Genomic DNA, 21,374 nt, shown 5'->3' with positions numbered 1-21,374 from the left:
CCCGGCGCCGCCCGGCCGGTCCGGCTACGGCGCCTCCCGTTCGCGGTGCCAGCGGGCCAGGTCCGCCACGATCTGCGCGCGGCTCGGTACGTTCTCCAGCCCGAGAGGCTCGGCCGCGGCGCCCAGCACCTCCTGCAGTCGCCGCGCGGCGGCCCGCAGGGCCGGCCGGTCGGGCCCCGGTGCGTCCCCGAGGGAGAGCGCCACCCGGATGACGTCGGTGAAGAGGGACTGCACCCTCTTGAAGGCGAGGAGGCGCCGCAGGTCCGACGCGTATCCGTACGAGCTTCCCTCGCGGACCTCCTCGACGGCCGTGCACCACGCCTGGACCATCCTCCGCTCCTGACGCGCCGGATACCGCATGAGGTGGAGGTGGGTCGCCAGGTCGTAGAGGGGGTCACCGAACAGCGCCAGCTCCCAGTCGATCGTCCAGAGGCGCTGCTGCGGGTCGACGATGAGGTTCTTCCGGTGCAGGTCCGCGTGGAGGAGGCAGAAGGGGCGCTTCCGCAGCCCGGCCACGTGCTTCCTCAGCCGGTCGAACGCGTCGTCCGGCACGCCCAGCGCGCGGTAGAGGGAACCGAACTCGGCGCGGTTCTGCTCGTAGACCTGCTGCTCGGCGAAGACGGTCAGCCACTCCAGGAACCCGCCACTGTCCCCGTCCTCCGAGTGGTTCCGCGCACCGCGGCGTCGTTCCACCCCCAGCGTGCCCGGCGTGATCCGCGCCAACTGGCCGAACAGCGCCACGATCTGCCCGAGGATCACCGCGGGCACCCGCCGTCCCGGCGCGTGCGACGCGGCGAGCGTACGTCCCTCGATGAACGTCTGCACGCTCAGGCCGCCCTCGCTCGCGAGCACCGCGGGCACACGCTCGACCCGCCCGCTCAGGGAGCGCAGCAGAGCGTCCTCCGACTCGAAGTACCTGCGGTCGAACCACAGCACGGACCGGCGTGGCTCCCTGAACTTCACCTTGGTCCCGTCGAGCAGGGGGACCACATAGGACTCGTGGTGGTATCCGCTGAGCGGGCCCGTGACCAGGCTCGCGTCGCCGCTCACCGCCACCGCTCGCCTGCGGGCCGCGGAGAACCGTGCCGGTGTCATCCCCTGTGCTCTGCCCGTCCTGGTGGAGCCGATGGGGCGATGGGACGGGGCACCCTGCCGCACCGTTCCGTGTCGTCTTTGTCCGCCCGTACTCCGTGGGGCAGACTGCCGCGGTGACCGACACGGGATTCGGGCGGGAAGCCACCGAGAGCCAGGCCCGGCTGCTGCGCACGGTCGGGTCCGCGCGCGTGGTGCTGTTCGACTTCGACGGCCCCGTCTGCGATCTCTTCGGGGGCGCGGCGACAGCGGATGTGGCCGAGCACGTCAAGCAGGCGGCCCGGCAACACTGGGGACCTCTCGACCTCTCGGTCGAGGAGTGCCACGACTCCCACGGAATCCTCCGTCCGCTCAGGGACATGTACGAACGATCCGTACCCAAACCGAGCGCCCGCCCGCTGGAACTCGCGGAAGCCGCGGTCACGGCCCGGGAATGGGACGCCGTGCGCACAGCGCCCCCCACGGATCATCTGCACACCCTCGTGGGCCTGCTCCTCGACCTCGGCATGCGCCTGGCCGTCGTCAGCAACAACGCGGAGGAGCCCATCCTGGCCTGGCTCGGCCGTCTCGGACTGGGCCCGGAGTTCGACGGGGTGTTCGGCCGCTCCCCGCACGACGCGCGGCTGATGAAGCCGCATCCGGACTGCGTGCACCGAGCCCTGCGCCACCTCGCCGTTCCCGCCTCCGACTGCCTGCTCGTCGGGGACCAGCTCACCGACCTCGAGGCGGCCCGGTCGGCCGGGACCGGTTTCCTCGGCCTCACACGGCATGCGGAACGCGCACGGCTGATGCGGCAGAACGGCGCGGACGCGGTGGTCCCCTCGTATCTCCCGGTCGTACGGGCCGTAGGTGAGCTCCTGGCCTGTGGGTGACGGCCCCCGGCCGGCACGGGCCTCGCGGCGCTCGCGGTGGTCACGGCCTCGCGGTCGTCGCGGGCCTACCGGTCGTCGCGGTCGTCACGGCCCTCGCGGTCGTCGCGGGCCTACCGGTCGTCGCGGGCCTACCGGTCGTCGCGGTCGTCACGGCCCTCGCGGTCGTCGCGGGCCTACCGGTCGTCGCGGGCCTACCGGTCGTCGCGGGCCTACCGGTCGTCGCGGGCCTACCGGTCCAGCACCCGCAGTACCGGTTCGAGGGAGCCCACGATCACCTGCGCGCCGGCGTCCCTCAGCAGCTTCTCCTTCCGGTCGTTTCTCGCGTACCCCAGGAAGCCGACGCCGACGCTCGTGGCCGCGGCCAGGTCGGAAGGGGAGTCACCGACCATCAGGGTGGCGGGGGCGGGGACCTTCGTGGCGCTCAGGGCGAGGTCGAGGGAGTACGGGTCGGGCTTGAGACGGTGCAGGTCCCGGGTGCGGCCGTAGACGTGCGGGGAGAAGCAGGGCGACAGGCCGCGGCCGGCCAGGTAGGCACCGACCGCGCGCGGGGAGTTGTTCGTCACGACGGCCAGGCGGCACCCGATCGCCGACCAGGTGCGGATCAGCGGATCGGCGTAGGCGGTGGGCATCGCGGAGGGCACGGCGCGGAGCTCAGCCGACGTGCAGAACTCCTCCAGCCCGGCCGCCAGGTCGCTGCCGGGACACCGGCGGTCCACGGCCCGCAGCACCGCCTGCGGATCGCCGGTCCCCTGTTCGTGCGGGGAGAGCAGGCCCGCCATGCCGCGGTCCGCCAGCCACCGCACCATCTCGTCGGCGATCCGGCTCGCCCGGTACCGGGCGAACAGCCGGCAGATCGGACCGTCGAAGTCCCACAGTACGAGCCGTGCGCGCCGGACCGCGCGGCCCAGCGCCTCGTCGTCCGCCTCCACTGTCACCGGTACCGCCCGCTCCGCCTCATCGTTCTCCAGGTCATCGGCCTCCAGGTCATCGGCCGCTAGGTGAGGGCCATGTCCGAGGTGATGGTGTCCCAGAGGGCGTCGAACCACTTCTGCGACTCCTCCACGAACGTCGCGTCCCGGTGGCCCGCCCGCTTCAGGAAGGAGAACAGCAGCGACTGGGCGCCGAGGGCGTCGTACATCTCCAGCGTCCGGCCCTCGAACTCCTCCGCGCGCACGGTGAGCATGTAGTAGCCGATCAGTGCCTCATCGCCGTTGATCAGGTAGAGCTTCATCGGCGGGGAGTAGGGCAGGGTGCGGAAGGTGACGCGCACGTCGACGTGACGGGTGGTGCGCACGGCGCGCAGGTTGTGCTCGAGTACCTGGGCATGGGCGTTGCGCATCTGGAGCCAGCGCCGGTGGACCGGGTCGTCCTCCTCCTCCTCGACCAGGACGGGGAAGGCCAGCTTGGCGTTCCGCGACGGCATCAGGACACGGAAGTCGATCGACTCCGGGCAGATGTGACCCTCGTGGATGAGGCGGAGCGGCTCGCTGAGGGCGATCATCAGCGTCTCCGACGTGTGGCACACGACGTCCACCCGCACCCGCGGCGCCGAGAACGCCTCCGTCAGCCTCGACTTCAGCGCCGCCAACGCCGGCTGTGCCTCTCCTGCCCGGACCGGGGCGGGCTCGGCGATGCGGGGCGGGCTGCCCTTGCTCACGTTGGTGAGCAGGCCGTCCTCCTGGAGGGCCCGCAGTGCCTGGCGGACGGTGCCGCGCTCCACCTTGAACTCCTCGGCCAGTTCGGCCTGGGTGGGCAGGCGGTCGCCCGCCTTGAGGTCACCCCCGCGGATCCGTTCCCGCAGGATGTCGGCCAACTCCTGGGCCGAGAGCCTTCTGTTGCCGTTCACGGACGCGTTCTCCTGAGTCACGACCAAACGCTACAACTTCGACCTACCTACCGGGAGTTGCTTGAAACTTGTTTACAGGTAGTAGCCAAGTGGGGACAACTTAACAGAAGTTGGTTGCCAACTTGGTCTAGTTGGCGGAAGTTCCTTCCCAGACTTCCGAAGGGGGAAAGACCATGCCCGTCCTCACGCTCGTCTCCACGGTCTTCGTCGTCGCCTTCGAGGCGATCCTCCAGTGGCGGTACGGCGCCACTGGCATCGTCGGCCTGCTCCTGCTCACCCTGGGCATCAAGGCGAAGAGCCCGTCCGTCAGTTCCGCGGGCGCGGTGGTGCTGGCCCTCCTCGTCGCGGGGCCGGCGCTGTGACAGGTGGCGGGCCGGCGGCGAACAGGCCGATGGCGCGGGACGCGAAGAGACGCACCTGCCGACCTTGGCCGGTTTCGGCCGCCCCGGAAGGGCCCGGCACGGTGTTTCGCCGGGCACGGCCGGGGTCCCGCCGGAGTCGGGCGCAACGGCCGCGGGGCCCTCGGGCGCGCGGCCGTTCAGCCATTCCGGCCGGGGGACGAGCAGGTCACCGACGGGCGGCGGCGCACTCGGCGCCGCACTCGACGGCCGGCCGGTCCGACGCGAGGGAGCGACGCCCCGGCCGCGGACGACCGGTCCCGGTCCGGGCGCACCGCCCGCTGCGGGGGTTCCGTTTCGGCTCCGCGACCGATCACTGCAACTTCCCGCCATCTTTAGGTAGTTCGCCGAAAGGTGGGTACAGGGCGTTCCCAAGTAGGAATAACTAAGGCTAAGTTGGCAACCAACTTGAGCAATGTGGTCACACCTTTCGAGGGTTGGCCACCAAGGTGACAGGGGGACCACCATGCCGCTCATCGCCATCGTCGTCGCCGCTCTGGCCATCGGGTTCGAGCAACTCGTGCAATGGAAGTACGGGCCGATGGGAATCATCGCGTTCGTCGCGCTGTCCATCGGCATCAAGGCGAGGAACACCATGATCGGCGGTGTGGGTGCGGTGATCCTCGTGATGCTGCTCGCCCAGTCCGGCTGAACCGACGTACTGCTGTCCGGGCCCCCTTCCGGAGGGGAGCCGGGAGCCCGGACAGTCAGTCAGCACCACCGCACAACAACCACAACCACAACTGAATGCAGCACAGCAACGCAGCACCACAACTGAAGAGCGCGCTACGGATGCGCACACCCACCCGTCACCGGCAGAAGGGAGCCACTCTCAGAACATGTCCGGGCACCAAGGCCGCCTGGACGTACGCAGCAGGGCGTCGGCCACACGGGCGGCGCCCGCTCGTTCTTCCCGGACCCGGCCGAGCGCGGCCAGCCGTACGGCCGACTCGTCACCCAGCCACAGCGGCGCCAGCTCGCCCACGTCGAGCACCAGCTGGGCGCTCTCGGTGGTCGGCGTGCAGGCCGCCCCGTCCGGCCCGGCCTCCAGCCGCCACCGCCCGCCGGTCAGCCCTCCCCCGCTCTCGGCTCCGCTCGAGCGGGGGGACCCCCATCGGTCCACGACCTCCAGCACCAGGGAGCCCCGCCCCTCGTAGGTGCGCGCCTCCAGCGCCCGTACGACGTCCAGGATCCGCACCCACAGCCAGTCCGCCTGCGTGGTGATCCTGGCCGCGCGCGGGTCGGGCAGGAGGTGCGGGAGCAGGTCGTCGGGGGACCGCCAGCCGCTCTTCACCGTCATGACCCAGTCGATCGAGCACAGGTAGTGCCACAGGGCGCGCTCGGCGGCCGGTGTCACGGCCAGCAGCCAGTCGACGGTCGCCGTGTTCAGCGGCTGCTTGGCGTCGCCCCAGTGGTCGTCGGCCTTGTACGCGGCCAAGCCCTCGACCGCGCCGTCCGCCGAGCGGTACAGGGCGTAGAAGGGCTCGGTCCACGGGGAGCCGTTGAGGTTCAGCACCCCGGTCCGGGTCAGCCACCACAGCTCTGCCCGGCTGACCGCGCCCGGCTGGGCCCGGCGCAGCCGCTCGTGCAGCTCGGGGCCGAGTTTGCGGACGTCCTCGCCGTCCACGAGGTCGATCCGGCCGCCGTCCTCCGGGGCCGCCCAGCGCCGGTCGAGGCCGGCGCGCGGCACGTCGACCGTCCACTCGGTCATGGTGGTGGCGGGGCCGAATCCGTAGCGGCCGTAGATCGGGTACTCGGCCGCGATCAGTGTCGCGACGACGTCCCCGCGGTCCTTCGCCGCCGCCAGGTCCCGCGCCATCATGCGGGTGAGCAGGCCGCGGCGGCGGTGGGTCGCGGTGACGGTGACGTTGGAGATCGCGTCGGCCTGGACGAGGGCGCCTCCGACGGCGGTGATCTCCTGGTCGAAGGACCGGAAGGTCGCCACGCAGCGCTCACCGTCGAAGGCGCCGACCGACCGGCCGGGCACGAACAGGTTGCGGCGGGCCTCCAGTTGCTCCGCGGTGACGGCGGGCGGCATCAGGAACCCGGTGTTCAGGGCACGGTGCCAGTCGGGGAACTCGGCCTCGGTTATGGGACGTACGTCGATGTCGGCGGGGCGCGTCATGTGCTCACGGTAGGTCGGCGACCGCGCCGGCGTCGCACGATTTTGCCGGGCCGGACCGGCCCGCGACGGCAGCGTCCGCCCCGCCGCCGGGCCGCCTGGGCGCCGTTCCGCCGGGGCGAACGGCTCCGGTCGGCGCCGCGCTCGGCACCCCACTCGGTGCCCCACTCGGTGCCGCACTCGGTGCCGCACCGATCGGCGCCGCGCCGCCCGACGACCGCCCGCCCCCGTCCCTGCCCCGTCCCCGGCCCGCGGCCCGGCCCTTGTTCCCGCCTCCTCAGAAGGCGGCCCGGATCTCCCCCACCTCGCGTCCGCCGCCCAGCAGGGGCGTACGGCCGATGCGGTCGACCACGGGCGCCTCCACGCCCATCAGCGTCAGCGCACGGGCCAGTACCGGCCCCAGGGCCCGCGTCGCGCCGTCCTCGACCTTGAAGGCCAGGGCGCGGCCGTCGGGCAGGGCCACCGCCTGCACGGCCTCCGCGCCCATCTTGGAGAGCGTGCCGGGCACCTCGCGCATCAGCCAGGTGTCGGCGCGGCGGGTGCCCGCGACGTACTCGGGGTGGGCGCGCATCGCGTCGGCGACGCGACGCTCGGCCGTGCCGGGTTCGGCGCGGACGAAGGAGCGGAAGGCGCGGGCCAGCCCGACCAGGCTGATCGCCATCAGCGGCGCCCCGCACCCGTCCGTGCCGACGGCGGCGACCGGCTCGCCCGCGGCGTCCTCCACAACCCTGTGGATGATCCGCTGCAGCGGGTGGCCGGGGTCGAGGTAGGTCTCCGGGGGCCAGCCCTGCTGGGCGCAGACCGCCAGCATCGCGGTGTGCTTGCCGGAGCAGTTCATGGTGATCCGGTCGGGCGCCGCGCCCGACGCCAGGTACGTGTCCCGCTCCTCCGGGTCCAGCGGCAGGTCGGGCGGGCACTGGAGCGCGGCGGGGTCCAGACCGTACTCGTCCAGCATCTTGCGGACCAGGTCGCGGTGGAAGGGCTCCCCGGAGTGGCTCGCGGCGGCCAGCGCCAGCCGCTCCCCCGTGAGGTCGAGACCGGCCCGCAGGACTCCCGCCGCCTGCATCGGCTTGTTGGCGGAGCGCGGGAAGACCGGCGCCGTCACCTCCCCCAGCGCCAGCTCCACGGCCCCGTCGGCGCCCAGGACGACCAGACTGCCCCGGTGCCGCCCCTCGACGAAGCCGGACCGGACGACCTCGGCGAGGACGGGCGGGACGACGGGAGAGAGCGCGGACGTGGGCGCCGGCTCGGCCGGCTGGGACCGGGCCGACTGCGGCTGAGCCGACTGGGGCCGGGCCGACTGGGGCTGTGACTGGGACGGCTGGGACGGTTGCGGCGCGGGCATCGGCGGTGGCCTTCCGGACGGGTGACCCACCGCGGTGACACCCCGGGATCGCCGGGTCCCGGAGGGCGGCCCGGAGGCCGCCCCACGCGTCACACGAGCAGGTCGTCGACTTGTGCTTCCCCCTCACGGTACCGGCGTGCGATCTCCGCGCTGCAGTCGTCGGCCGTGCGCTGGAGGCGCTGCCTCCGCCGGGACACCTGCTGCTCATAGCGCACGAGCCGCCCCGTCCCGGCGGTCAGCTCGGCGTCGGTGCGGGCCGTCAGGTCGGACAGCTCCACCTCGCCGAGCATCTCCGCGGCCAGCCGTCGGCATTCCTCGCTGCGTGGCGTGCCGAGCGTCACATGGCGGGCGGAGGAACGCTGCCGGGCCGGGGCGTCGGTCAGGATCTCCGACAGCCGCTCGACGACGGACCCCCTCGCCGCGGTGGTCACCACGGACGCGGGACGGCGCCGCGCCAGCTCCGCACGCAGAATGTCGATACGCCCCTGCAGCAGTCGCCGCACGTAACTCAGGTCGGCTTCCTCGCGTTGCGCGTCCCGGCGCAGGGTGCGCAGCTCCGGCAGGCTCAGCGCGGTCAGGTCGTGCCCCGGAGGATCCGCGGGCAGCTCCGGACTGTCCGTGCGCTGCACGGGCGGCCGGGGCGCCTCCAGGCCACCCGGATATGTCAACGCGACAGTCCCAAGCGGCTGCCCCGTACTCGGTGTTCCCATGTGCATCAACCGTCCCCTCGACCGGCGTCTGGGAGCATCGTGCCACCCCAAGTGGCCGCTATGTGACCGAGTGCCCATGATCAGCCCCGATCGGCCCCAGATGGGGGGTTAGAGAGCGAAAAGAAACCCCGTACGGGCCCGTTTGCGGACGCCCCGGGGGGACACGGCATCATGACGGGATGCGTGCGGTGGTGCAGAGGGTGGACGGCGCGAGCGTCGTCGTGGACGGCGAGACCGTGGGAGCGATCGACGGCGAGGGCCTGTGCGTCCTGGTCGGTGTCACCCACGACGACACCAAGGAGAAGGCGGCGCAGCTGGCCCGCAAGCTCTGGTCGGTGCGGGTGCTGCACGACGAGAAGTCGTGCAGTGACGTCGACGCCCCGCTCCTGGTGATCAGCCAGTTCACCCTGTACGGCGACGCCCGCAAGGGCCGTCGCCCCACCTGGAACGCCGCCGCGCCCGGCGACGTGGCCGAGCCGCTCGTCGACGAGGTCGTCGCCCAGCTGCGCGCGCTGGGCGCGACCGTGGCGACGGGCCGTTTCGGCGCCCGGATGCGCGTGTCGCTGACGAACGACGGCCCGTTCACGGTGATCGTCGAGGTCTGACGCCCAGGGCCCGCAGGGCTGTCGGATCCCCGGGAATCCCGGGGATCAGCGCACGCTCAGGGCTCTACGACCGTCTCCTGGGCGGCCGCGGTCTCCTCCGCCATCAGCCGGGCGTCCACCGGCACGTTCCGCTTCACCAGGGCGAGGGCGACCGGGCCCAGCTCGTGGTGGCGTACGGACGTGGTGACGAAACCGATCTTGCGGCCGTCGGGGCCGTCGTCCGCGAGGCGGATCTCCGCGCCGGGCCCCGGCAGGTGGACCTCGCTGCCGTCCAGGTGCAGGAAGACCAGGCGGCGCGGCGGCTTGCCGAGGTTGTGCACCCGGGCGACGGTCTCCTGCCCCCGGTAGCACCCCTTCTGGAGGTGGACCGCCGTCCCGATCCAGCCCAGCTCGTGCGGGATGGTCCGGTGGTCGGTCTCGAAGCCGAGGCGGGGACGGTGCTGCTCGACGCGCAGCGCCTCGTGCGCCAGGATCCCGGCCGGCGGGCCGGCCTGCGCGGCGAACGCCTCCAGTTCCTCGCGCGGCAGGAAGAGATCACGGCCGTACGGCGTCTCCCGGACGGCGACGCCCTCGGGGACCTCGGTGATCGAGCCGGCCGGCACGTGCACGACCGCGATGTCGGCGGTGCGGTCGGCGACCTCGACCCGGTAGAAGAACTTCATCGACTCCAGGTAGGCGATCAGCGCCTCCTGGCTGCCGGGCTCCACGTGGGCCCAGACGGTCGTGCCGTCGTCGACGAGGTACAGGGCGTGTTCGATGTGGCCGTTCGCGGAGAGGATCAGCGCCTCGGTCGCCTCGCCGGCCGGCAGCTCGCTGACGTGCTGGGTGAGCAGCAGGTGCAGCCAGGTCAGCCGGTCGTCGCCCGTGACGGTGACGACACCGCGGTGGGAGAGGTCGACGAAGCCGGTGCCGTCGGCGAGGGCGCGCTGCTCGCGGAACAGGTCGCCGTAGTGGGCGGCGACGCCTTCGTCCACGCCCTCGGCGGGGACGGCGCCGGGCAGGGACAGCAGGGGGCTCTTCATACGCCCTAGCCTACGACTCGGTAGTTGAACCCCTCAGCGAGCAGTCCTCGCACCGGCCGAAGATCGCGAAGTGCTTCAGGTCGGTGTCGAAGCCGAACTGTTCCCGCAGCTTGTCGGTGAACTCGGCGGCCACCGACAGATCGGCCTCGATCACGTTGGTGCAGTCCCGGCAGACCAGGTGGATGTGGTGGTGCCGGTCGGCCAGGTGGTAGGTGGGCGCACCGTGCCCGAGGTGGGCGTGGCTGACCAGCCCGAGCTCCTCCAGGAGCTCCAGCGTGCGGTAGACGGTGGAAATGTTGACCCCCGACGCCGTCTTCCTCACTTCTCCGAGGATGTCGTCGGGGGTCGCGTGCTCCAGGGTGTCCACGGCTTCGAGCACCAGCTGCCGCTGCGGGGTCAGCCGGTAGCCGCGCTGCCTGAGGTCGCTCTTCCAGTCGGTGCTCACCACACCCACGAGTCTAGGACCTCTCCGGAGGGATCTACTTGAAATCCGAAGGGCCTACTGAATCCGAAGGGCCTACTTGAAGAAGGCGATCCCGTCGTCGGGCATGTCGTCGGGCAGGGCCTTGGCCCAGCGCTCGACGTCCTCCGGGGTGACGACCTTCTTCAGGTGCGCCGACATGTAGGGGCGCAGCTCGACCTCGGGGGTCTGCTTCTCGCCGACCCACATCAGGTCGCTCTTGACGTAGCCGTACAGCCGCTTGCCGCCGGTGTAGGGCTGCGAGGCCGCCGTGCGGGCCACCGCGTCCGTGACCAGGTCGATCTGGGGCTTCTGGTCGGCCAGCTCGCCGTACCAGATCTCGATGACGCCGTCGTCGCGGGTCATCGTCACCTCGACCTTGCGGTTGGCGTCGATGCGCCAGAAGCCGTGCTCGGACTCGAGCGGGCGGACCTTGTTGCCGTCGTTGTCCAGCACCCAGGTGTGCGACCGGTACTCCAGGAAGTCCCGTCCGTCGTGGGTGAAGGAGACCTCCTGCCCGAAGTTGCACTTCTCGGCGCCGGGGAAGTCGTGCACGCCCGCGCCCGCCCAGTCGCCGAGGAGGAAGGCGAGGGGGACGAGGTCCTTGTGCAGGTCGGACGGAATCTCGATCATGAGCGGACTTACTTCCTGGCGTCGGTGATCAGCGCTGGCCCTGGTACAGCTTCTTCACGGTCAGACCGGCGAAGGCGAGGACGCCGACGCAGACCAGGACCAGCAGGGCTTCGAAGAAGATCTCCACGGGGTGCTCCTTGAGCGGGGGGGGCATACGACAGGGCCGCCCCCAGCTTACGCGGCCCCTCCGGCCGCTTCCCGTCGGACTCCGCCCACGAAGGCGGCCCATGCGGGCGCGGTGAACAGGAGGGCTCCGCGGGCGGGGTCCTTGCTGTCCCGCACGGGGACGAGGGAGGGGAGGTTGGCGGCGACCTCGACGCAGGCGCCGCCGTCCTGGTTGCTGTAGCTGCTCCTGCGCCAGTCGGCGGTACGGAGGAGGTCGTCGGAGACCTCGACGCAGTTGCCGCCGTCCGGGTTGCTGTAGCTGCTCTTGCGCCACGTAATCGTGCTCAGATCGATGGCTTGCATGGCGCTTCCTCCAGCATCCGCTCGATGAACTCCCGCGACGCCCCCGGAGACAGGGCCATATCGCGCACCCGATCGTATCGGAGCTGGAGCAGATCAACGGCCTGAGTTTCTTGCACCAGTTCGCCTGAGTAGCCCGTTTCCACCCAAGCCACAGCTCGGCCGCTGGTGCCGCGCAGGAACATGGCGTCGGTGTTGGGCAGCCCGTGCAGCCCGGCCGATAGCAGCTGCACCTGGAGGGTGACGTTGGCACGGCCTCCCATCACCAGGAGATGAGACAACTGCGCCCGCCAATTAGCGGGTGCGCTCATCGGGCTGCGCAGCGCTGCCTCGGAGAGCAGGGCCCGGAACTGCGGCCCGCCCTCGGCCAGCAGCGGTTCACGCCGGCTCATGCGCGCCGCCACCTGCTTGTCCAGCTCGACGCCCGTCAGTCCGCCCTGGCTGAGCAGCTCCGTCGCGTACTCCGGCGTCTGGAGCAGGCCCGGCACGATGCTCGGCGAGTACTGCCACATGCTCACCGCCTCGGCCTCCAGGACCATGTACCGGCGGTACCGCTCCTTGAACTGCGTGGGATCGGCCACCGCCAGCTCCCACAGCGTGAGCAGCATGCCGCCCGTGCCGTAGTACTGGTCCAGCGCCTCGACGATCTCCGGGCCGCCCAGCGTGTGGCCGTTCTCCATCTTTCCGAACTGGGACGCGTCCCAGCCCACCGCCTCCGCCATGCCCCGCAGGGACACGCCCCGCCCCTGCCGGAGCAGCCGCAGCTCCTCCGCGAACCGCGCCCTCGGTCCCTGACTGCGACCCGTGATCGCCCTCCGCTGCGGCACGCCACCCCTCCCGGCTGTGGAATTTGTGGAATTTGGAGCGCCCGGTGTGGCACTAGCGGCCGTTTCCGGCCTGGCGACCCCCAGTCCGGGTCATGCTCTTACTGCCCACCACTACGCAGAGTAGGGCAACTGTCGCATTCCGTACAGACATTGACGTAAGGGAGCGGATCCGTGAGAACAGAACCGGCCACCTACGAGCCCGGCACCGTGCTCTACGACACCGCCGCCGCCAAGGTCGGTGAGTACCGGGGTCACAGCGGGTCGCGCGCGATGCTCCGGCCGCTCGGCGGCGGGCGGGAGTGGGAGGCGGAGCCGGCGGCGCTGCGCCCGGCGACCGACCGGGAGCGGCTCGGGGCGAGCCTGCGTGCGGTGAACGACCGCACTCTCGCCGCGCCTCCGGTCCCCGGCGAGCTGGAGCGGCCGCCCCTGCCGGTACCCGGCTGCGAGGCCTGCGCCTGGCTGGCCGACCGGCGGGAGGCCGCACGGGCGGCGTTCGACCACAGCGCGGTGACGGACGCGAACGTCCTGCTGCGCCAGCACCGGCGCAAGGAGCACGAGGGATGACGTACGACGGCGGACTGCCCTACGAGGAGTGCCGGCGGGCGCAGCGGCTCGCGCCGCGGCGGGACCGCGCTCCCCTCTCCCCCGGCTTCGCGCTGCCGCCGTTCCATCCGGACCACCCGCCGAGGCCCGTGCCGAAGCACAAGGCCCGGCACCGGCGGCGCACCCGGCTGGACGGCGCCACCGTCAGCGGCCTGCTCACCGTCCTGTGGGTCGCGACGCTGCTGGTGACGATCACCTTCGCCGTCTGACGCCGAGTACACAGGCCCCGTGGGGTCCGTCCGCCCGGCGGATCAGTGCAGCAGTTGGCTCTGCAGGACGACGGTCTGCTGGAAGGGCACCGCCCAGGCGCCGCCCTTGCGGCTCTGCAGGACGACGGCCAGCACGTCACCGGCGCCGAGGTAGGCCTGGAGCACCTGTTCGGCGCCGTACGGCTCGGGTTCGACGTAGAAGGTGTACGTGACGTCGTCGAACCGGGCCTCCTCCGGAACCCTCTCGCCGAGGAAGGTCTCGCCGGGCACGGACAGGTCCTCGCCCCGCACCGCGAAGGCCGGGTTGAGGGCAGGCGCGATGTGAAGGGCCTTCAGCTCGTCCACGACGGCCGCGGTGTCGAAGTGGAGCAGGTAGATCCGCGTGTGGGTGCCGTCCGGCGTGGTCCAGCCGCGGGCGGCGATGTGCCGCAGTCCCCTGTCGACGAGCATCCGCCGCAGGGAGTCCCGGTCCGACTCCACCTGGTACTCCCGGAGGAAGACGTCGGTGGGCAGCCAGCCGTCCTTTCCGCGCAGCGCCTTGTCCACCGTCGCGCCCTCGGGGGCCGGCAGGACCAGGTCGCGCAGGTCGGCGTAGTGGGCGCCCGCCGCGTTCTCCTCGGCGAACGGTCCCGGGCTGCCGGACGGCAGCGGTGCGGCGGTGAGCGCGGGGTAGTCCCACCGTCCGTCCGACTCGGTCGCCAGGCCGGGTACGTCCGTGCGCTCCACGCGGGTGACGCCGTACGCCGTCACCGACCCGACGGCCGCGAACACGGCGACGGCCGCGCTCCAGCGCAGCACCGCGCGCAGCACGCGGCGGTCTCGCTCCCCCGGCGCCGGCCGGGCGGTCTGCTCGGTCACACGGACTCCCCGGGCTCGGCGATGCGGTCGAGCTGTTCGGTCACCAGCTCGGTGAAGCTCTCGGTGTCGAACGGCCGCACACTGTCGGCGGTGACGGTGACCAGCACGTCTCCCTCGTAGGCGGCGCAGAAGACCATGTCGAGTTCCTGGTCGGACTCCGCGGACGGACGGAAGCACCTGGCGTCCTTGTGGCCCTTGATGCGCGGGCCCTCACGGAAGACGTCCATCGCCGCGAGGAACTCGTTCTGACGCGTCGCCATATCGCGTACCGCCGACCGGTTCCCCATGCGGGAGAGCACGATCGTCACCGTGGCCGCGCCCGCCTGTCCGTCGTCGGTGACGTGGCCGCCACCGGCGTAGTTCCGCATCGCCATGCCCGTGATGTGCCGGCGGTCGATCTCCTTTTCCAGCTCCTTGCGCTCGGAGCGGGGCAGGCCGGCCAGTGACTCCTTGCGCAGGGCGGTGGCCTGGGCGCCGCTCAGCGTGGCGTCCGAGCCGAACTCTCCGAGGTCGGGGCCGCGCGACCAGGCGTCGTTCCGGTACGGCACGAGGGTCTGGGCCAGGCCGGCGGCTCCGGCCGGGACCGGTGCCTGCTCCGCCTTCTTCTCCGGCGCGGCCTTGGGGAGCGCCAAGGTGGGGGCGCCCGGGCTGCGGTCGGCGTCCCTCACGGTCACGGCGGTGTACCCGGCGCCCGCGACGGTGACGGCCGCCAGCACGAGCGCGCTGCCGGCCACCGCGAGACGCCGACCACGCCCAGGCCGCGCGTCGACCGCGTCGGGCTCCACGGGCGTATCGGCCTCGCCGGAACCGGTGGAAGCGCCGGGCTCGGTGGACTCGCTGGAACCGGCGCTCGCGTCGGCTCCGGCGCTCGCGTCGGACTCGGTGAGAACGTCGATGCGCGGCGTCCTGTCCGGTTCGGCGGTTGCGTGGGACTCGGCGGGCGCGTCGGGGGGCGGTAGGGCGGAGGTGGGATGCGGCGGCTCGGGGACGCTGAGGGCCGGGAGCGCCGGCTCGCCGTTCCGGTTCTCGTTCACAGGCGCTCCATCTGCCGCTCGGCCAGGTCCAGGATCGTCTGCTTGCTGATCGGCTTGTCGCCGTTGACCCAGATCTCCATGGCCACGTCACCCCGCCGGGCGTGCGCCTCCGCGGTGTACACCGGCGGCTCTCCCGGCTCGCCGGTGGGCAGCCCGTGGACGTACGCCCGCCCGTCCCCGGTCCCCGGGACGGGCCAACTGTCGGTGTCCTCGTCCCGCATCGCCCAGTACTTCGCTACGGCGACCTTCTCCCCCACCACCAGAACCTCCTCCTGACGGAACTGGACCAGCCGGATGCTCACCGCGTAGGAGCCTTCGACGTACCAACCGCCGACGGCCGCCCGGCGGAACTCGTCGTGGAGCAGCGCGGCGAACTGCACGCCCGGCCGCTCATAGGTCTCCGCGTACGTGGCGAGGTCCATCCAGCCGTCCTCGCCCTCCGGCCACTCGAGGTCCTGGGCGGCGCGCGGCTTCTCCAGCAACAGCTCGCGCAGGTCGCCGTCGGTCCGCACCCTGCGGTCCTGCGCGGCGGGCAGCCGCTGCGGCACCTCACCCTTGCCGGGCGCGGCCAGCGGCCGGGCCAACGACGGCAGCTTCGTCGGCTCCCGGTCGGCCTGCACGAGGTAGCCGGCGCAGACGCCGGCGACCAGCCCGAGTACGGCGGCGGTGCAGATGAGCACGGTGGTACGGCCGCGTCGACGCGGCCGTGGCTCCGGCACCGTCCCGTCGGCCGGCGGCGTGCCCTCCGTTCGCGGTTCCGCTTCCGGTTCCGTTTCCTCTTCCAAGACGTCCCCCCACAGAACGTGTATGACGCATTCGATCAGTCGCGCGCACAGGAGACCCACAGCCTGGCGCCGGGGTTGTGATGGCGTTGATTACGATTCGGCCATGGCGAAGAAGCTCGTGATCAAGGTGACGGCGGGGGCGGACGCGCCCGAGCGGTGTTCTCAGGCGTTCACGGTGGCGGCGGTGGCCGTGGCCAGCGGTGTCGACGTGTCGCTGTGGCTGACCGGGGAGTCCGCCTGGTTCGCGGTGCCGGGGCGCGCGGCCGAGTTCGAGCTGCCGCACGCCGCGCCGCTGCCGGACCTGCTGGACTCGCTGCTGGCGGGCGGCCGGGTGACGCTGTGCACGCAGTGCGCGGCTCGGCGCGACCTCACCGAGAAGGACGTCATCGAGGGCGTACGCATCGCGGGCGCGCAGGTCTTCGTACAGGAGGCGCTGGCCGACGACACCCAGGCCCTCATCTACTGACCTCCTCCCCGAAAAGCGTGAACGCCCAGCACCCAAGTGTCCTCCAACCGCTCATTCGAGCGCCCCGAGGACACCAGGGCCGAAGTGTTCACGCTTCCGACTCCGTCGGGCGCCGGCAGGACCAGGTCCCGCAGATCGGCGGCGTCCCTGGGCTCCGGGGAACGGGCTCGCGGCCGGGGCGTGGATCGATGCGACCGTGCGCCCACGGGGCATGGCCGGGACCGTGCCCCTACGGGGCGCGGGCTATGGGAACCGTGCGCCTACGGGGCGTGGGTCCGCGAGGCATCGGTCCTAGTGACGCCCCTTCCTGCCGTCCAGCTCGTCCCACCACTCGTCGGACTGGGCGTCACCCGACGGGTCGTCCCACCAGCGGTCGTCGGGGCCGCGGCGGTTGGCGACGACCGCGGCGAGCGGGGGGATGACCATGGCGACCACGCACATGCCGACGGCCGCGGGGACCGACCAGAGACGGACGACGCCCCAGGCCAGGACGAACAGCCCGATGCAGACGCCCATCATCACGAAGTAGATGTGCCGCCGCCGTGCGTACATACGTCCAGGGTAGGTCCGGACGCGGGACCCGACAGGAGCCCGGAGGCGGTACCGGACACCGGACCGGACACGGGACCGGACACGGGACCGGACACGGGACCGGACACGCCGGAGGGCCGCACCCCGGGCGGCGTCCAACCCGCGGGGTGCGGCCCTCCGGCCGTCACTGGCCGTCAGACGGCGATCGCGACCTCGGCCAGCCCACCCGGCTGGGCGACGACCGTGCGGTCGGCGCTGGCGCCCGGGACGAGTGCCCGTACGGTCCAGGTGCCCTCGGCCGCGTAGAACCGGAACTGGCCCGTGGCGGAGGTCGGGACCTCCGCGGTGAACTCGCCGGTGGAGTCCAGCAGACGGACGTAGCCCGTCACCGGCTCGCCGTCGCGGGTCACCTGGCCCTGGATCGTGGTCTCACCCGGCTTGATCGTCGAGGCGTCGGGGCCGCCGGCCTTCGCTCCGCACATGTCGTACTCCTGAAGGGTTGGGAAAGGTCGGTCGGGTGTACTACCCGCTTGCTTACTTGGCCGCGCCGAGCTCGATCGGCACGCCGACGAGGGAGCCGTACTCGGTCCAGGAGCCGTCGTAGTTCTTGACGTTCTCCACGCCCAGCAGTTCGTGCAGGACGAACCAGGTCAGGGCGGAGCGCTCACCGATGCGGCAGTAGGCGATGGTGTCCTTCGCCAGGTCGACCTGCTCGTCCTCGTAGAGCGCCTTGAGCTCGTCGTCGGACTTGAAGGTGCCGTCGTCGTTGGCGTTCTTCGACCACGGGATGTTGCGGGCGGACGGGACGTGGCCCGGGCGCTGCGACTGCTCCTGCGGAAGGTGGGCCGGGGCGAGCAGCTTGCCGGAGAACTCGTCGGGCGACCGGACGTCGACCAGGTTCTGCGCGCCGATGGCGGCGACCACGTCGTCGCGGAAGGCGCGGATCGCGGTGTTCTGCGGCTTGGCCTTGTAGTCGGTGGCGGGGCGCTCGGGCACGTCGGCGCCGTCGACCAGCTCGCGGGCGTCCAGCTCCCACTTCTTGCGGCCGCCGTCGAGGAGCTTGACGTTGTCGTGGCCGTACAGCTTGAAGTACCAGTAGGCGTAGGACGCGAACCAGTTGTTGTTGCCGCCGTAGAGGACCACGGTGTGGTCGTTGGAGATCCCCTTGGCCGACAGGAGCTTCTCGAAGCCCTCCTGGTCGACGAAGTCGCGGCGGACCGGGTCCTGGAGGTCCTGGGTCCAGTCGATCCGGATCGCGTTCTTGATGTGGTTCTTCTCGTAGGCGGACGTGTCCTCGTCCACCTCCACGATGGCGATGCTCGGGTCGTCCAGGTGGTCCTGCAGCCAGTCGGCGTCGACCAGTACGTCGCTGCGGCTCATGATTTCTCCTCCGGGGCAGTTGGCGGCGGGGCGTGCGGTGAGACGGTGTGCGCGCTCGGGCCGGAGCGGCGCGCGGGTGCCCTGACCAGGGCGGTGAGGGGGACCGGACGGCGGCGTCGCCGTCCGCTCAGAAGGTGCGACAGAGCATGGCGGCAACGCGGCACAGGTCCACTGCCCGCCGCTTCGTGAGATCCGCCTGTCGCTTCATGAGTCCTGATCGTAGGGACGGACGGTGGGCCATGTCACCGACGTGTCGCATGGTGAGACATGATCGTCCGCGATGCGGGACAACAGAGGGTTGGGGAGTGCCGTCGAAGGGTGCCCGACGCAGGACGACCGGCGCTCCATCTGCGGTACGGACGGTGCCGTCTCGCCTGTCGGACGCCCGGTCGTCGTTCGCCGCCTATCTCCGGCAGCCGGCCGTCGCCCTCTCCGGCAGCCGGCCGTCGTCCTGCCCGGCAGCCGGGCCGTCGTCACCGGCAGGCCGACCGTCGTCCTACCCGGCCAGCACGACGTTCGAACCCTTCACCGAGATCTCGACGCCGTCCTTCGCCGCCTCGACCTTGTCCAGCTCGATGCCGCCGGGCAGTTCGTCGATGGACTGCTGGAAGTCGGTGATCGCCCGGATCCGGGACTCGGCGAGCTGCTTGCCGCCGATCTCCGGCAGGCCTTCGGCGACGACCTCCACGTCGTTGTCCTTGACCGTGACCGTGCTGAGCACCTCGACCGGCTGGGGCACGTCGACGCCCATCACGGTGGCCGCGAGCGACACCTTGATCTTGCCGTTGCCGCCGTCGGAGAGGCCGATGACCTTGGCGGTGACACCGGGCGCGATGGCCGTGGGCTCGGACTTGGCGGCCTTCATCAGCTCGTCGTAGCCGACGGTCGCGGTGCCGGTGGCGGTGGCGGCGGTGGCGGAGCTGTAGTCGCTCGAGAACTCGACGCCCTTCATGTTCGCGCGCAGGTTGTCGATCATGATCTTCTCGCCGCCGTTGCCGGTGGACGCCTCGTAGTCGTCGATGCCGACCTCGACGTCGTCCAGCTCGCCGCCGACGACCTGGGTGAGGAAGGGGAAGCCGTTGATGGAGACGTCCGGCGCCGAGGCCAGGTTCTCGGTGCTGCGCAGCTGGTCCGCCGCCTCACCCTCGGCGAAGTTGACCGCCAAGCGGTCCGCGATCACGAAGAGTCCGCCCAGGATCACGACGACGATCAGCAGTATTCGCAGTGCACGCATGCGGTGTTCCTCAACCCTGGGCGGTCAACGACGACGGTCCCCCGACGGCCGGCGGCCGTACAGCGCGAGGGTAACGCGGCAGGGAAGGGCCACCGGGGTTTTGTCGATCACCTGTGACAGGGGGCGGCCCGGCGCGGCCCGGGGAGCGCCGCGGCCGGGGAGCGCCACCCCCGGGGAGCACCCGCGGCCGGGGAACCCCGCCCGGGGAGCGTACGGCCCGGGGCGGTGGCTCAGCGGCTCAGCCGAACGCCCGGCCGAGCACGTACACGGCCGGTGCCGCGGCCGCGAGGGGCAGCGCCACGCCCGCCGTGAAGTGGACGAACCGGGACGGGTAGTCGTAGGCCGCCACTCGGTGGCCGATCAGCGCGCACACCGCCGCTCCCGCGCCGAGCAGCGCCCCCGACGTCCCGAAGTCCGTCATCGAGCCGACCGCGATCCCCGCCCCGGCCGCCGCGAGCAGCGCGGCGACCACGGACACCGGCGTCGGCAGCGGCAGGGCGCGGACCACGACGGCGACGGCCACCGCGATCGCGCCCACGGTCACCGCGTCCGCGTCGGCGGCGAGGTACCCGCCCGCGACGACCGCCAGGGCCGATGCGGCGACGGTGGCCATCAGGCCGTACATCCGCTCGTCGGGGTCGGCGTGCGAGCGCAGTTGCAGGACGAGCGACAGCAGCACCCACACCCCGAGCGTGCCGAGGATCGCCGCCGGGGAACGGTCGGACACCAGCATCGCCGCGTCGGCGGCCAGGGCACCCGCGAAGCCCAGCGCGATGCCCTGCCGGGCGGGCCACATGCCGTTCAGACGGAACCAGCCCGCCGCGGTGACGGCCTGGAGGGCGACGAGCGGGACGAGGAGGGCGTACGTGCCGAGCGCCGCCGATCCGGCCAGCAGCAGCCCGAGCAGCGCGGTGAGCCCGGCCGGCTGCATCCCCGGGTCGATGATCGGCGAACGCCCTTCGGCACGGGCGCGCTGCGCGTCGGTGATCCGGGTGTTCCCGGCGATGGTCGCGGGACCGTAGCCGGGCGCGTCGGAGGCCGCGGGGGCGGAGGGTTCGGGGGCGGAGGGCGCGGGGGCGGGCACGGGGTCGGGCGCAGGGGGTTCGTACGGCTGGGAGTGGGGCTGGGGGTGGGGCTGGGGGGCGTAGGCCTGCGGCTGTGCCTGGTACGGCGGTGACTGTGCCTGGTGCGGCTGCGCCCGGTACGGCTGAGGCTGCGACGGATACGGTTGCGGCTGCGACGGATACGGCTGCGGCTGCGGCTGCGGCTGTGCTGCGTAGCCCCCGGTCGTCCCGTACGGCGTGCCCGTCGGCTCCTGATGGCCGTGCGGCGGCTGCGTCGACAGGGGCGGCAGATACGCCGTCTCCTCGGCGGAGACCGGCGGCTGCACCTGGGTCTCCCAGGTCTGCCCCTGCCACTGCTGCGTGTACTGGGCCGCGTCCGGGTCCTGGTAACCCTGGCCGTCCTGGTACGCCTGCTGCGCCTGCTGCGCGGGCCACGCCTGGGCGTCGTACGCCTCGTACCCCTCGTACGACTGATGCGGCTGATGCGGCTGATGCGGCTGGTTGGTCATCGCTCACCCTCCTGCGAACGGCGGGAGCACCTCGACCGTGCCGCCGTCGGCCAGCCGTACCGTCTCATGCCCGCGGGTGCCCACGGGGTCGCCGTCGACGAGGAACGAGCAGCGCAGCAGCACGCGCGTGAGTTCGCCGGGGTGCCGCTCGCGCACCGCGCCGAGCGCGTCGGCGAGCGTGGCCGCCTCGTACGGCTCCTCGGCCACCCCCGCCGCGGCCTTCGCGGCGGCCCAGTAGCGCACCGTGACCTTTGCCATCTGCATCCTTCGTCGCCGGTGCCGATCGGCGTCCGTGTCGACCGGC

The 21,374-nt window shown here is 72.0% G+C and carries 27 protein-coding genes; 7 read left to right on the top strand and 20 right to left on the bottom strand.

Annotation, left to right across the window (positions count from 1 at the left end; translation table 11 throughout):
* Positions 1–24: 24 nt before the first annotated feature.
* Positions 25–1,095, bottom strand: a complete 1,071-nt coding sequence (locus ACZ7G3_RS32935) for a phosphotransferase (RefSeq protein WP_470930090.1) — start codon at positions 1,093–1,095, stop codon at positions 25–27.
* Between the two features lie 113 nt (positions 1,096–1,208).
* Here ACZ7G3_RS32935 and ACZ7G3_RS32930 point away from each other — a divergent pair, with 113 nt between their 5' ends.
* On the top strand, positions 1,209–1,964 hold the full coding sequence (locus ACZ7G3_RS32930; RefSeq protein ID WP_470930088.1) for an HAD family hydrolase: 756 nt from the start codon (positions 1,209–1,211) through the stop codon (positions 1,962–1,964).
* Positions 1,965–2,191: 227 nt separating this feature from the next.
* Here ACZ7G3_RS32930 and ACZ7G3_RS32925 read toward each other — a convergent pair whose 3' ends face one another.
* Positions 2,192–2,893 carry an HAD family hydrolase gene (locus ACZ7G3_RS32925; protein ID WP_470930112.1) on the bottom strand — a complete coding sequence of 234 codons (702 nt, stop codon included), beginning with the start codon at positions 2,891–2,893 and terminating at the stop codon, positions 2,192–2,194.
* Positions 2,894–2,958: 65 nt separating this feature from the next.
* A complete protein-coding gene (locus ACZ7G3_RS32920) occupies positions 2,959–3,837 on the bottom strand; it encodes a winged helix-turn-helix domain-containing protein (RefSeq protein ID WP_470930086.1) in 879 nt (292 codons plus the stop codon).
* Between the two features lie 146 nt (positions 3,838–3,983).
* Between ACZ7G3_RS32920 and ACZ7G3_RS32915 the strand changes: the two genes are divergently transcribed.
* Both ACZ7G3_RS32915 and ACZ7G3_RS32910 read left to right on the top strand, forming a co-directional pair.
* Positions 3,984–4,172 carry a hypothetical protein gene (locus ACZ7G3_RS32915; protein WP_470930084.1) on the top strand — a complete coding sequence of 63 codons (189 nt, stop codon included), beginning with the start codon at positions 3,984–3,986 and terminating at the stop codon, positions 4,170–4,172.
* A gap of 502 nt (positions 4,173–4,674) precedes the next feature.
* Entirely contained in the window at positions 4,675–4,860 is a 186-nt protein-coding gene (locus ACZ7G3_RS32910) for a hypothetical protein (RefSeq protein WP_426526442.1), read from the top strand.
* Between the two features lie 180 nt (positions 4,861–5,040).
* On the opposite strand, the gene ACZ7G3_RS32905 is transcribed toward ACZ7G3_RS32910, so the two are convergent.
* The 3 genes from ACZ7G3_RS32905 to ACZ7G3_RS32895 form a co-directional block, all read right to left on the bottom strand.
* Positions 5,041–6,333 carry a GNAT family N-acetyltransferase gene (locus tag ACZ7G3_RS32905; protein WP_470930082.1) on the bottom strand — a complete coding sequence of 431 codons (1,293 nt, stop codon included), beginning with the start codon at positions 6,331–6,333 and terminating at the stop codon, positions 5,041–5,043.
* Between the two features lie 274 nt (positions 6,334–6,607).
* Positions 6,608–7,675 carry an asparaginase gene (locus ACZ7G3_RS32900; RefSeq protein ID WP_470930081.1) on the bottom strand — a complete coding sequence of 356 codons (1,068 nt, stop codon included), beginning with the start codon at positions 7,673–7,675 and terminating at the stop codon, positions 6,608–6,610.
* Positions 7,676–7,764: 89 nt separating this feature from the next.
* Positions 7,765–8,385: an RsiG family protein gene (locus tag ACZ7G3_RS32895; RefSeq protein ID WP_426601827.1), complete on the bottom strand. Its 621-nt coding sequence runs from the start codon at positions 8,383–8,385 to the stop codon at positions 7,765–7,767.
* A 179-nt stretch (positions 8,386–8,564) separates the two neighbouring features.
* On the opposite strand from ACZ7G3_RS32895, the gene dtd reads away from it, so the two are divergent.
* A complete protein-coding gene (gene dtd, locus ACZ7G3_RS32890) occupies positions 8,565–8,990 on the top strand; it encodes a D-aminoacyl-tRNA deacylase (RefSeq protein WP_426601828.1) in 426 nt (141 codons plus the stop codon).
* A gap of 56 nt (positions 8,991–9,046) precedes the next feature.
* On the opposite strand, the gene ygfZ is transcribed toward dtd, so the two are convergent.
* From ygfZ to ACZ7G3_RS32865, 5 genes are all read right to left on the bottom strand, one after another.
* On the bottom strand, positions 9,047–10,012 hold the full coding sequence (gene ygfZ, locus ACZ7G3_RS32885; RefSeq protein ID WP_470930078.1) for a CAF17-like 4Fe-4S cluster assembly/insertion protein YgfZ: 966 nt from the start codon (positions 10,010–10,012) through the stop codon (positions 9,047–9,049).
* Between the two features lie 10 nt (positions 10,013–10,022).
* Positions 10,023–10,460, bottom strand: a complete 438-nt coding sequence (locus ACZ7G3_RS32880) for a Fur family transcriptional regulator (protein ID WP_426601830.1) — start codon at positions 10,458–10,460, stop codon at positions 10,023–10,025.
* A gap of 69 nt (positions 10,461–10,529) precedes the next feature.
* Positions 10,530–11,105: a heme-binding beta-barrel domain-containing protein gene (locus tag ACZ7G3_RS32875; protein ID WP_426526456.1), complete on the bottom strand. Its 576-nt coding sequence runs from the start codon at positions 11,103–11,105 to the stop codon at positions 10,530–10,532.
* Between the two features lie 174 nt (positions 11,106–11,279).
* A complete protein-coding gene (locus tag ACZ7G3_RS32870) occupies positions 11,280–11,573 on the bottom strand; it encodes a DUF397 domain-containing protein (protein WP_470930076.1) in 294 nt (97 codons plus the stop codon).
* Positions 11,555–12,397 (bottom strand): helix-turn-helix domain-containing protein, encoded by an 843-nt coding sequence (locus tag ACZ7G3_RS32865; protein ID WP_470930074.1) that lies wholly within the window; start codon positions 12,395–12,397, stop codon positions 11,555–11,557. Before ACZ7G3_RS32865 ends, ACZ7G3_RS32870 begins: the two co-directional genes overlap by 19 nt.
* 171 nt (positions 12,398–12,568) lie before the next feature.
* Between ACZ7G3_RS32865 and ACZ7G3_RS32860 the strand changes: the two genes are divergently transcribed.
* A complete protein-coding gene (locus ACZ7G3_RS32860; protein ID WP_470930072.1) occupies positions 12,569–12,961 on the top strand; it encodes a hypothetical protein in 393 nt (130 codons plus the stop codon).
* Complete coding sequence (locus ACZ7G3_RS32855; protein ID WP_470930070.1) at positions 12,958–13,209, top strand: hypothetical protein; 252 nt, start codon at positions 12,958–12,960, stop codon at positions 13,207–13,209. Before ACZ7G3_RS32860 ends, ACZ7G3_RS32855 begins: the two co-directional genes overlap by 4 nt.
* A 42-nt stretch (positions 13,210–13,251) precedes the next feature.
* On the opposite strand, the gene ACZ7G3_RS32850 is transcribed toward ACZ7G3_RS32855, so the two are convergent.
* From ACZ7G3_RS32850 to ACZ7G3_RS32840, 3 genes are read right to left on the bottom strand one after another with little or no spacing between them, the layout of a single operon-like run.
* Positions 13,252–14,067 (bottom strand): hypothetical protein, encoded by an 816-nt coding sequence (locus tag ACZ7G3_RS32850; protein WP_470930068.1) that lies wholly within the window; start codon positions 14,065–14,067, stop codon positions 13,252–13,254.
* On the bottom strand, positions 14,064–15,101 hold the full coding sequence (locus ACZ7G3_RS32845) for a hypothetical protein (RefSeq protein ID WP_470930067.1): 1,038 nt from the start codon (positions 15,099–15,101) through the stop codon (positions 14,064–14,066). Before ACZ7G3_RS32845 ends, ACZ7G3_RS32850 begins: the two co-directional genes overlap by 4 nt.
* Entirely contained in the window at positions 15,098–15,781 is a 684-nt protein-coding gene (locus tag ACZ7G3_RS32840) for a hypothetical protein (RefSeq protein ID WP_470930065.1), read from the bottom strand. Before ACZ7G3_RS32840 ends, ACZ7G3_RS32845 begins: the two co-directional genes overlap by 4 nt.
* A gap of 208 nt (positions 15,782–15,989) precedes the next feature.
* Here ACZ7G3_RS32840 and ACZ7G3_RS32835 point away from each other — a divergent pair, with 208 nt between their 5' ends.
* The gene (locus ACZ7G3_RS32835) at positions 15,990–16,352 is read left to right on the top strand and encodes a DsrE family protein (protein ID WP_382015775.1); all 363 of its coding nucleotides are present in this window, start codon (positions 15,990–15,992) and stop codon (positions 16,350–16,352) included.
* Positions 16,353–16,643: 291 nt separating this feature from the next.
* Here ACZ7G3_RS32835 and ACZ7G3_RS32830 read toward each other — a convergent pair whose 3' ends face one another.
* The 6 genes from ACZ7G3_RS32830 to ACZ7G3_RS32805 form a co-directional block, all read right to left on the bottom strand.
* Positions 16,644–16,904: a DUF3099 domain-containing protein gene (locus ACZ7G3_RS32830; RefSeq protein WP_470930063.1), complete on the bottom strand. Its 261-nt coding sequence runs from the start codon at positions 16,902–16,904 to the stop codon at positions 16,644–16,646.
* A 173-nt stretch (positions 16,905–17,077) separates the two neighbouring features.
* Positions 17,078–17,365 carry a DUF1416 domain-containing protein gene (locus ACZ7G3_RS32825; RefSeq protein ID WP_426525386.1) on the bottom strand — a complete coding sequence of 96 codons (288 nt, stop codon included), beginning with the start codon at positions 17,363–17,365 and terminating at the stop codon, positions 17,078–17,080.
* Positions 17,366–17,417: 52 nt separating this feature from the next.
* Positions 17,418–18,263, bottom strand: a complete 846-nt coding sequence (locus ACZ7G3_RS32820; RefSeq protein ID WP_426525388.1) for a sulfurtransferase — start codon at positions 18,261–18,263, stop codon at positions 17,418–17,420.
* Between the two features lie 496 nt (positions 18,264–18,759).
* Positions 18,760–19,497, bottom strand: a complete 738-nt coding sequence (locus tag ACZ7G3_RS32815) for an LmeA family phospholipid-binding protein (protein ID WP_470930061.1) — start codon at positions 19,495–19,497, stop codon at positions 18,760–18,762.
* A gap of 238 nt (positions 19,498–19,735) precedes the next feature.
* Positions 19,736–21,070, bottom strand: a complete 1,335-nt coding sequence (locus ACZ7G3_RS32810) for a hypothetical protein (protein ID WP_470930059.1) — start codon at positions 21,068–21,070, stop codon at positions 19,736–19,738.
* 3 nt (positions 21,071–21,073) lie between these two features.
* Positions 21,074–21,328: a MoaD/ThiS family protein gene (locus ACZ7G3_RS32805; protein ID WP_053133327.1), complete on the bottom strand. Its 255-nt coding sequence runs from the start codon at positions 21,326–21,328 to the stop codon at positions 21,074–21,076.
* Positions 21,329–21,374: the final 46 nt, after the last annotated feature.

The organism is Streptomyces sp. NPDC037271 (genome assembly GCF_055603605.1).
This window is presented reverse-complemented; position numbering and strand designations above follow the sequence as displayed.

Excerpts from the sequence above, each read along its gene's own strand:
- ACZ7G3_RS32835 (WP_382015775.1), top strand. The coding sequence starts at position 15,990 with ATGGCGAAGAAGCTCGTGATCAAGGTGACGGCGGGGGCGGACGCGCCC.
- ACZ7G3_RS32815 (WP_470930061.1), bottom strand. The coding sequence starts at position 19,497 with ATGCGTGCACTGCGAATACTGCTGATCGTCGTCGTGATCCTGGGCGGA.
- ACZ7G3_RS32805 (WP_053133327.1), bottom strand. The coding sequence starts at position 21,328 with ATGGCAAAGGTCACGGTGCGCTACTGGGCCGCCGCGAAGGCCGCGGCG.
- ACZ7G3_RS32810 (WP_470930059.1), bottom strand. The coding sequence starts at position 21,070 with ATGACCAACCAGCCGCATCAGCCGCATCAGCCGCATCAGTCGTACGAG.
- ACZ7G3_RS32820 (WP_426525388.1), bottom strand. The coding sequence starts at position 18,263 with ATGAGCCGCAGCGACGTACTGGTCGACGCCGACTGGCTGCAGGACCAC.
- ACZ7G3_RS32905 (WP_470930082.1), bottom strand. The coding sequence starts at position 6,333 with ATGACGCGCCCCGCCGACATCGACGTACGTCCCATAACCGAGGCCGAG.
- ACZ7G3_RS32875 (WP_426526456.1), bottom strand. The coding sequence starts at position 11,105 with ATGATCGAGATTCCGTCCGACCTGCACAAGGACCTCGTCCCCCTCGCC.
- ACZ7G3_RS32830 (WP_470930063.1), bottom strand. The coding sequence starts at position 16,904 with ATGTACGCACGGCGGCGGCACATCTACTTCGTGATGATGGGCGTCTGC.
- ACZ7G3_RS32825 (WP_426525386.1), bottom strand. The coding sequence starts at position 17,365 with ATGTGCGGAGCGAAGGCCGGCGGCCCCGACGCCTCGACGATCAAGCCG.
- ACZ7G3_RS32870 (WP_470930076.1), bottom strand. The coding sequence starts at position 11,573 with ATGCAAGCCATCGATCTGAGCACGATTACGTGGCGCAAGAGCAGCTAC.
- dtd (WP_426601828.1), top strand. The coding sequence starts at position 8,565 with ATGCGTGCGGTGGTGCAGAGGGTGGACGGCGCGAGCGTCGTCGTGGAC.
- ACZ7G3_RS32915 (WP_470930084.1), top strand. The coding sequence starts at position 3,984 with ATGCCCGTCCTCACGCTCGTCTCCACGGTCTTCGTCGTCGCCTTCGAG.
- ACZ7G3_RS32895 (WP_426601827.1), bottom strand. The coding sequence starts at position 8,385 with ATGGGAACACCGAGTACGGGGCAGCCGCTTGGGACTGTCGCGTTGACA.
- ACZ7G3_RS32900 (WP_470930081.1), bottom strand. The coding sequence starts at position 7,675 with ATGCCCGCGCCGCAACCGTCCCAGCCGTCCCAGTCACAGCCCCAGTCG.
- ACZ7G3_RS32910 (WP_426526442.1), top strand. The coding sequence starts at position 4,675 with ATGCCGCTCATCGCCATCGTCGTCGCCGCTCTGGCCATCGGGTTCGAG.
- ygfZ (WP_470930078.1), bottom strand. The coding sequence starts at position 10,012 with ATGAAGAGCCCCCTGCTGTCCCTGCCCGGCGCCGTCCCCGCCGAGGGC.
- ACZ7G3_RS32935 (WP_470930090.1), bottom strand. The coding sequence starts at position 1,095 with ATGACACCGGCACGGTTCTCCGCGGCCCGCAGGCGAGCGGTGGCGGTG.
- ACZ7G3_RS32855 (WP_470930070.1), top strand. The coding sequence starts at position 12,958 with ATGACGTACGACGGCGGACTGCCCTACGAGGAGTGCCGGCGGGCGCAG.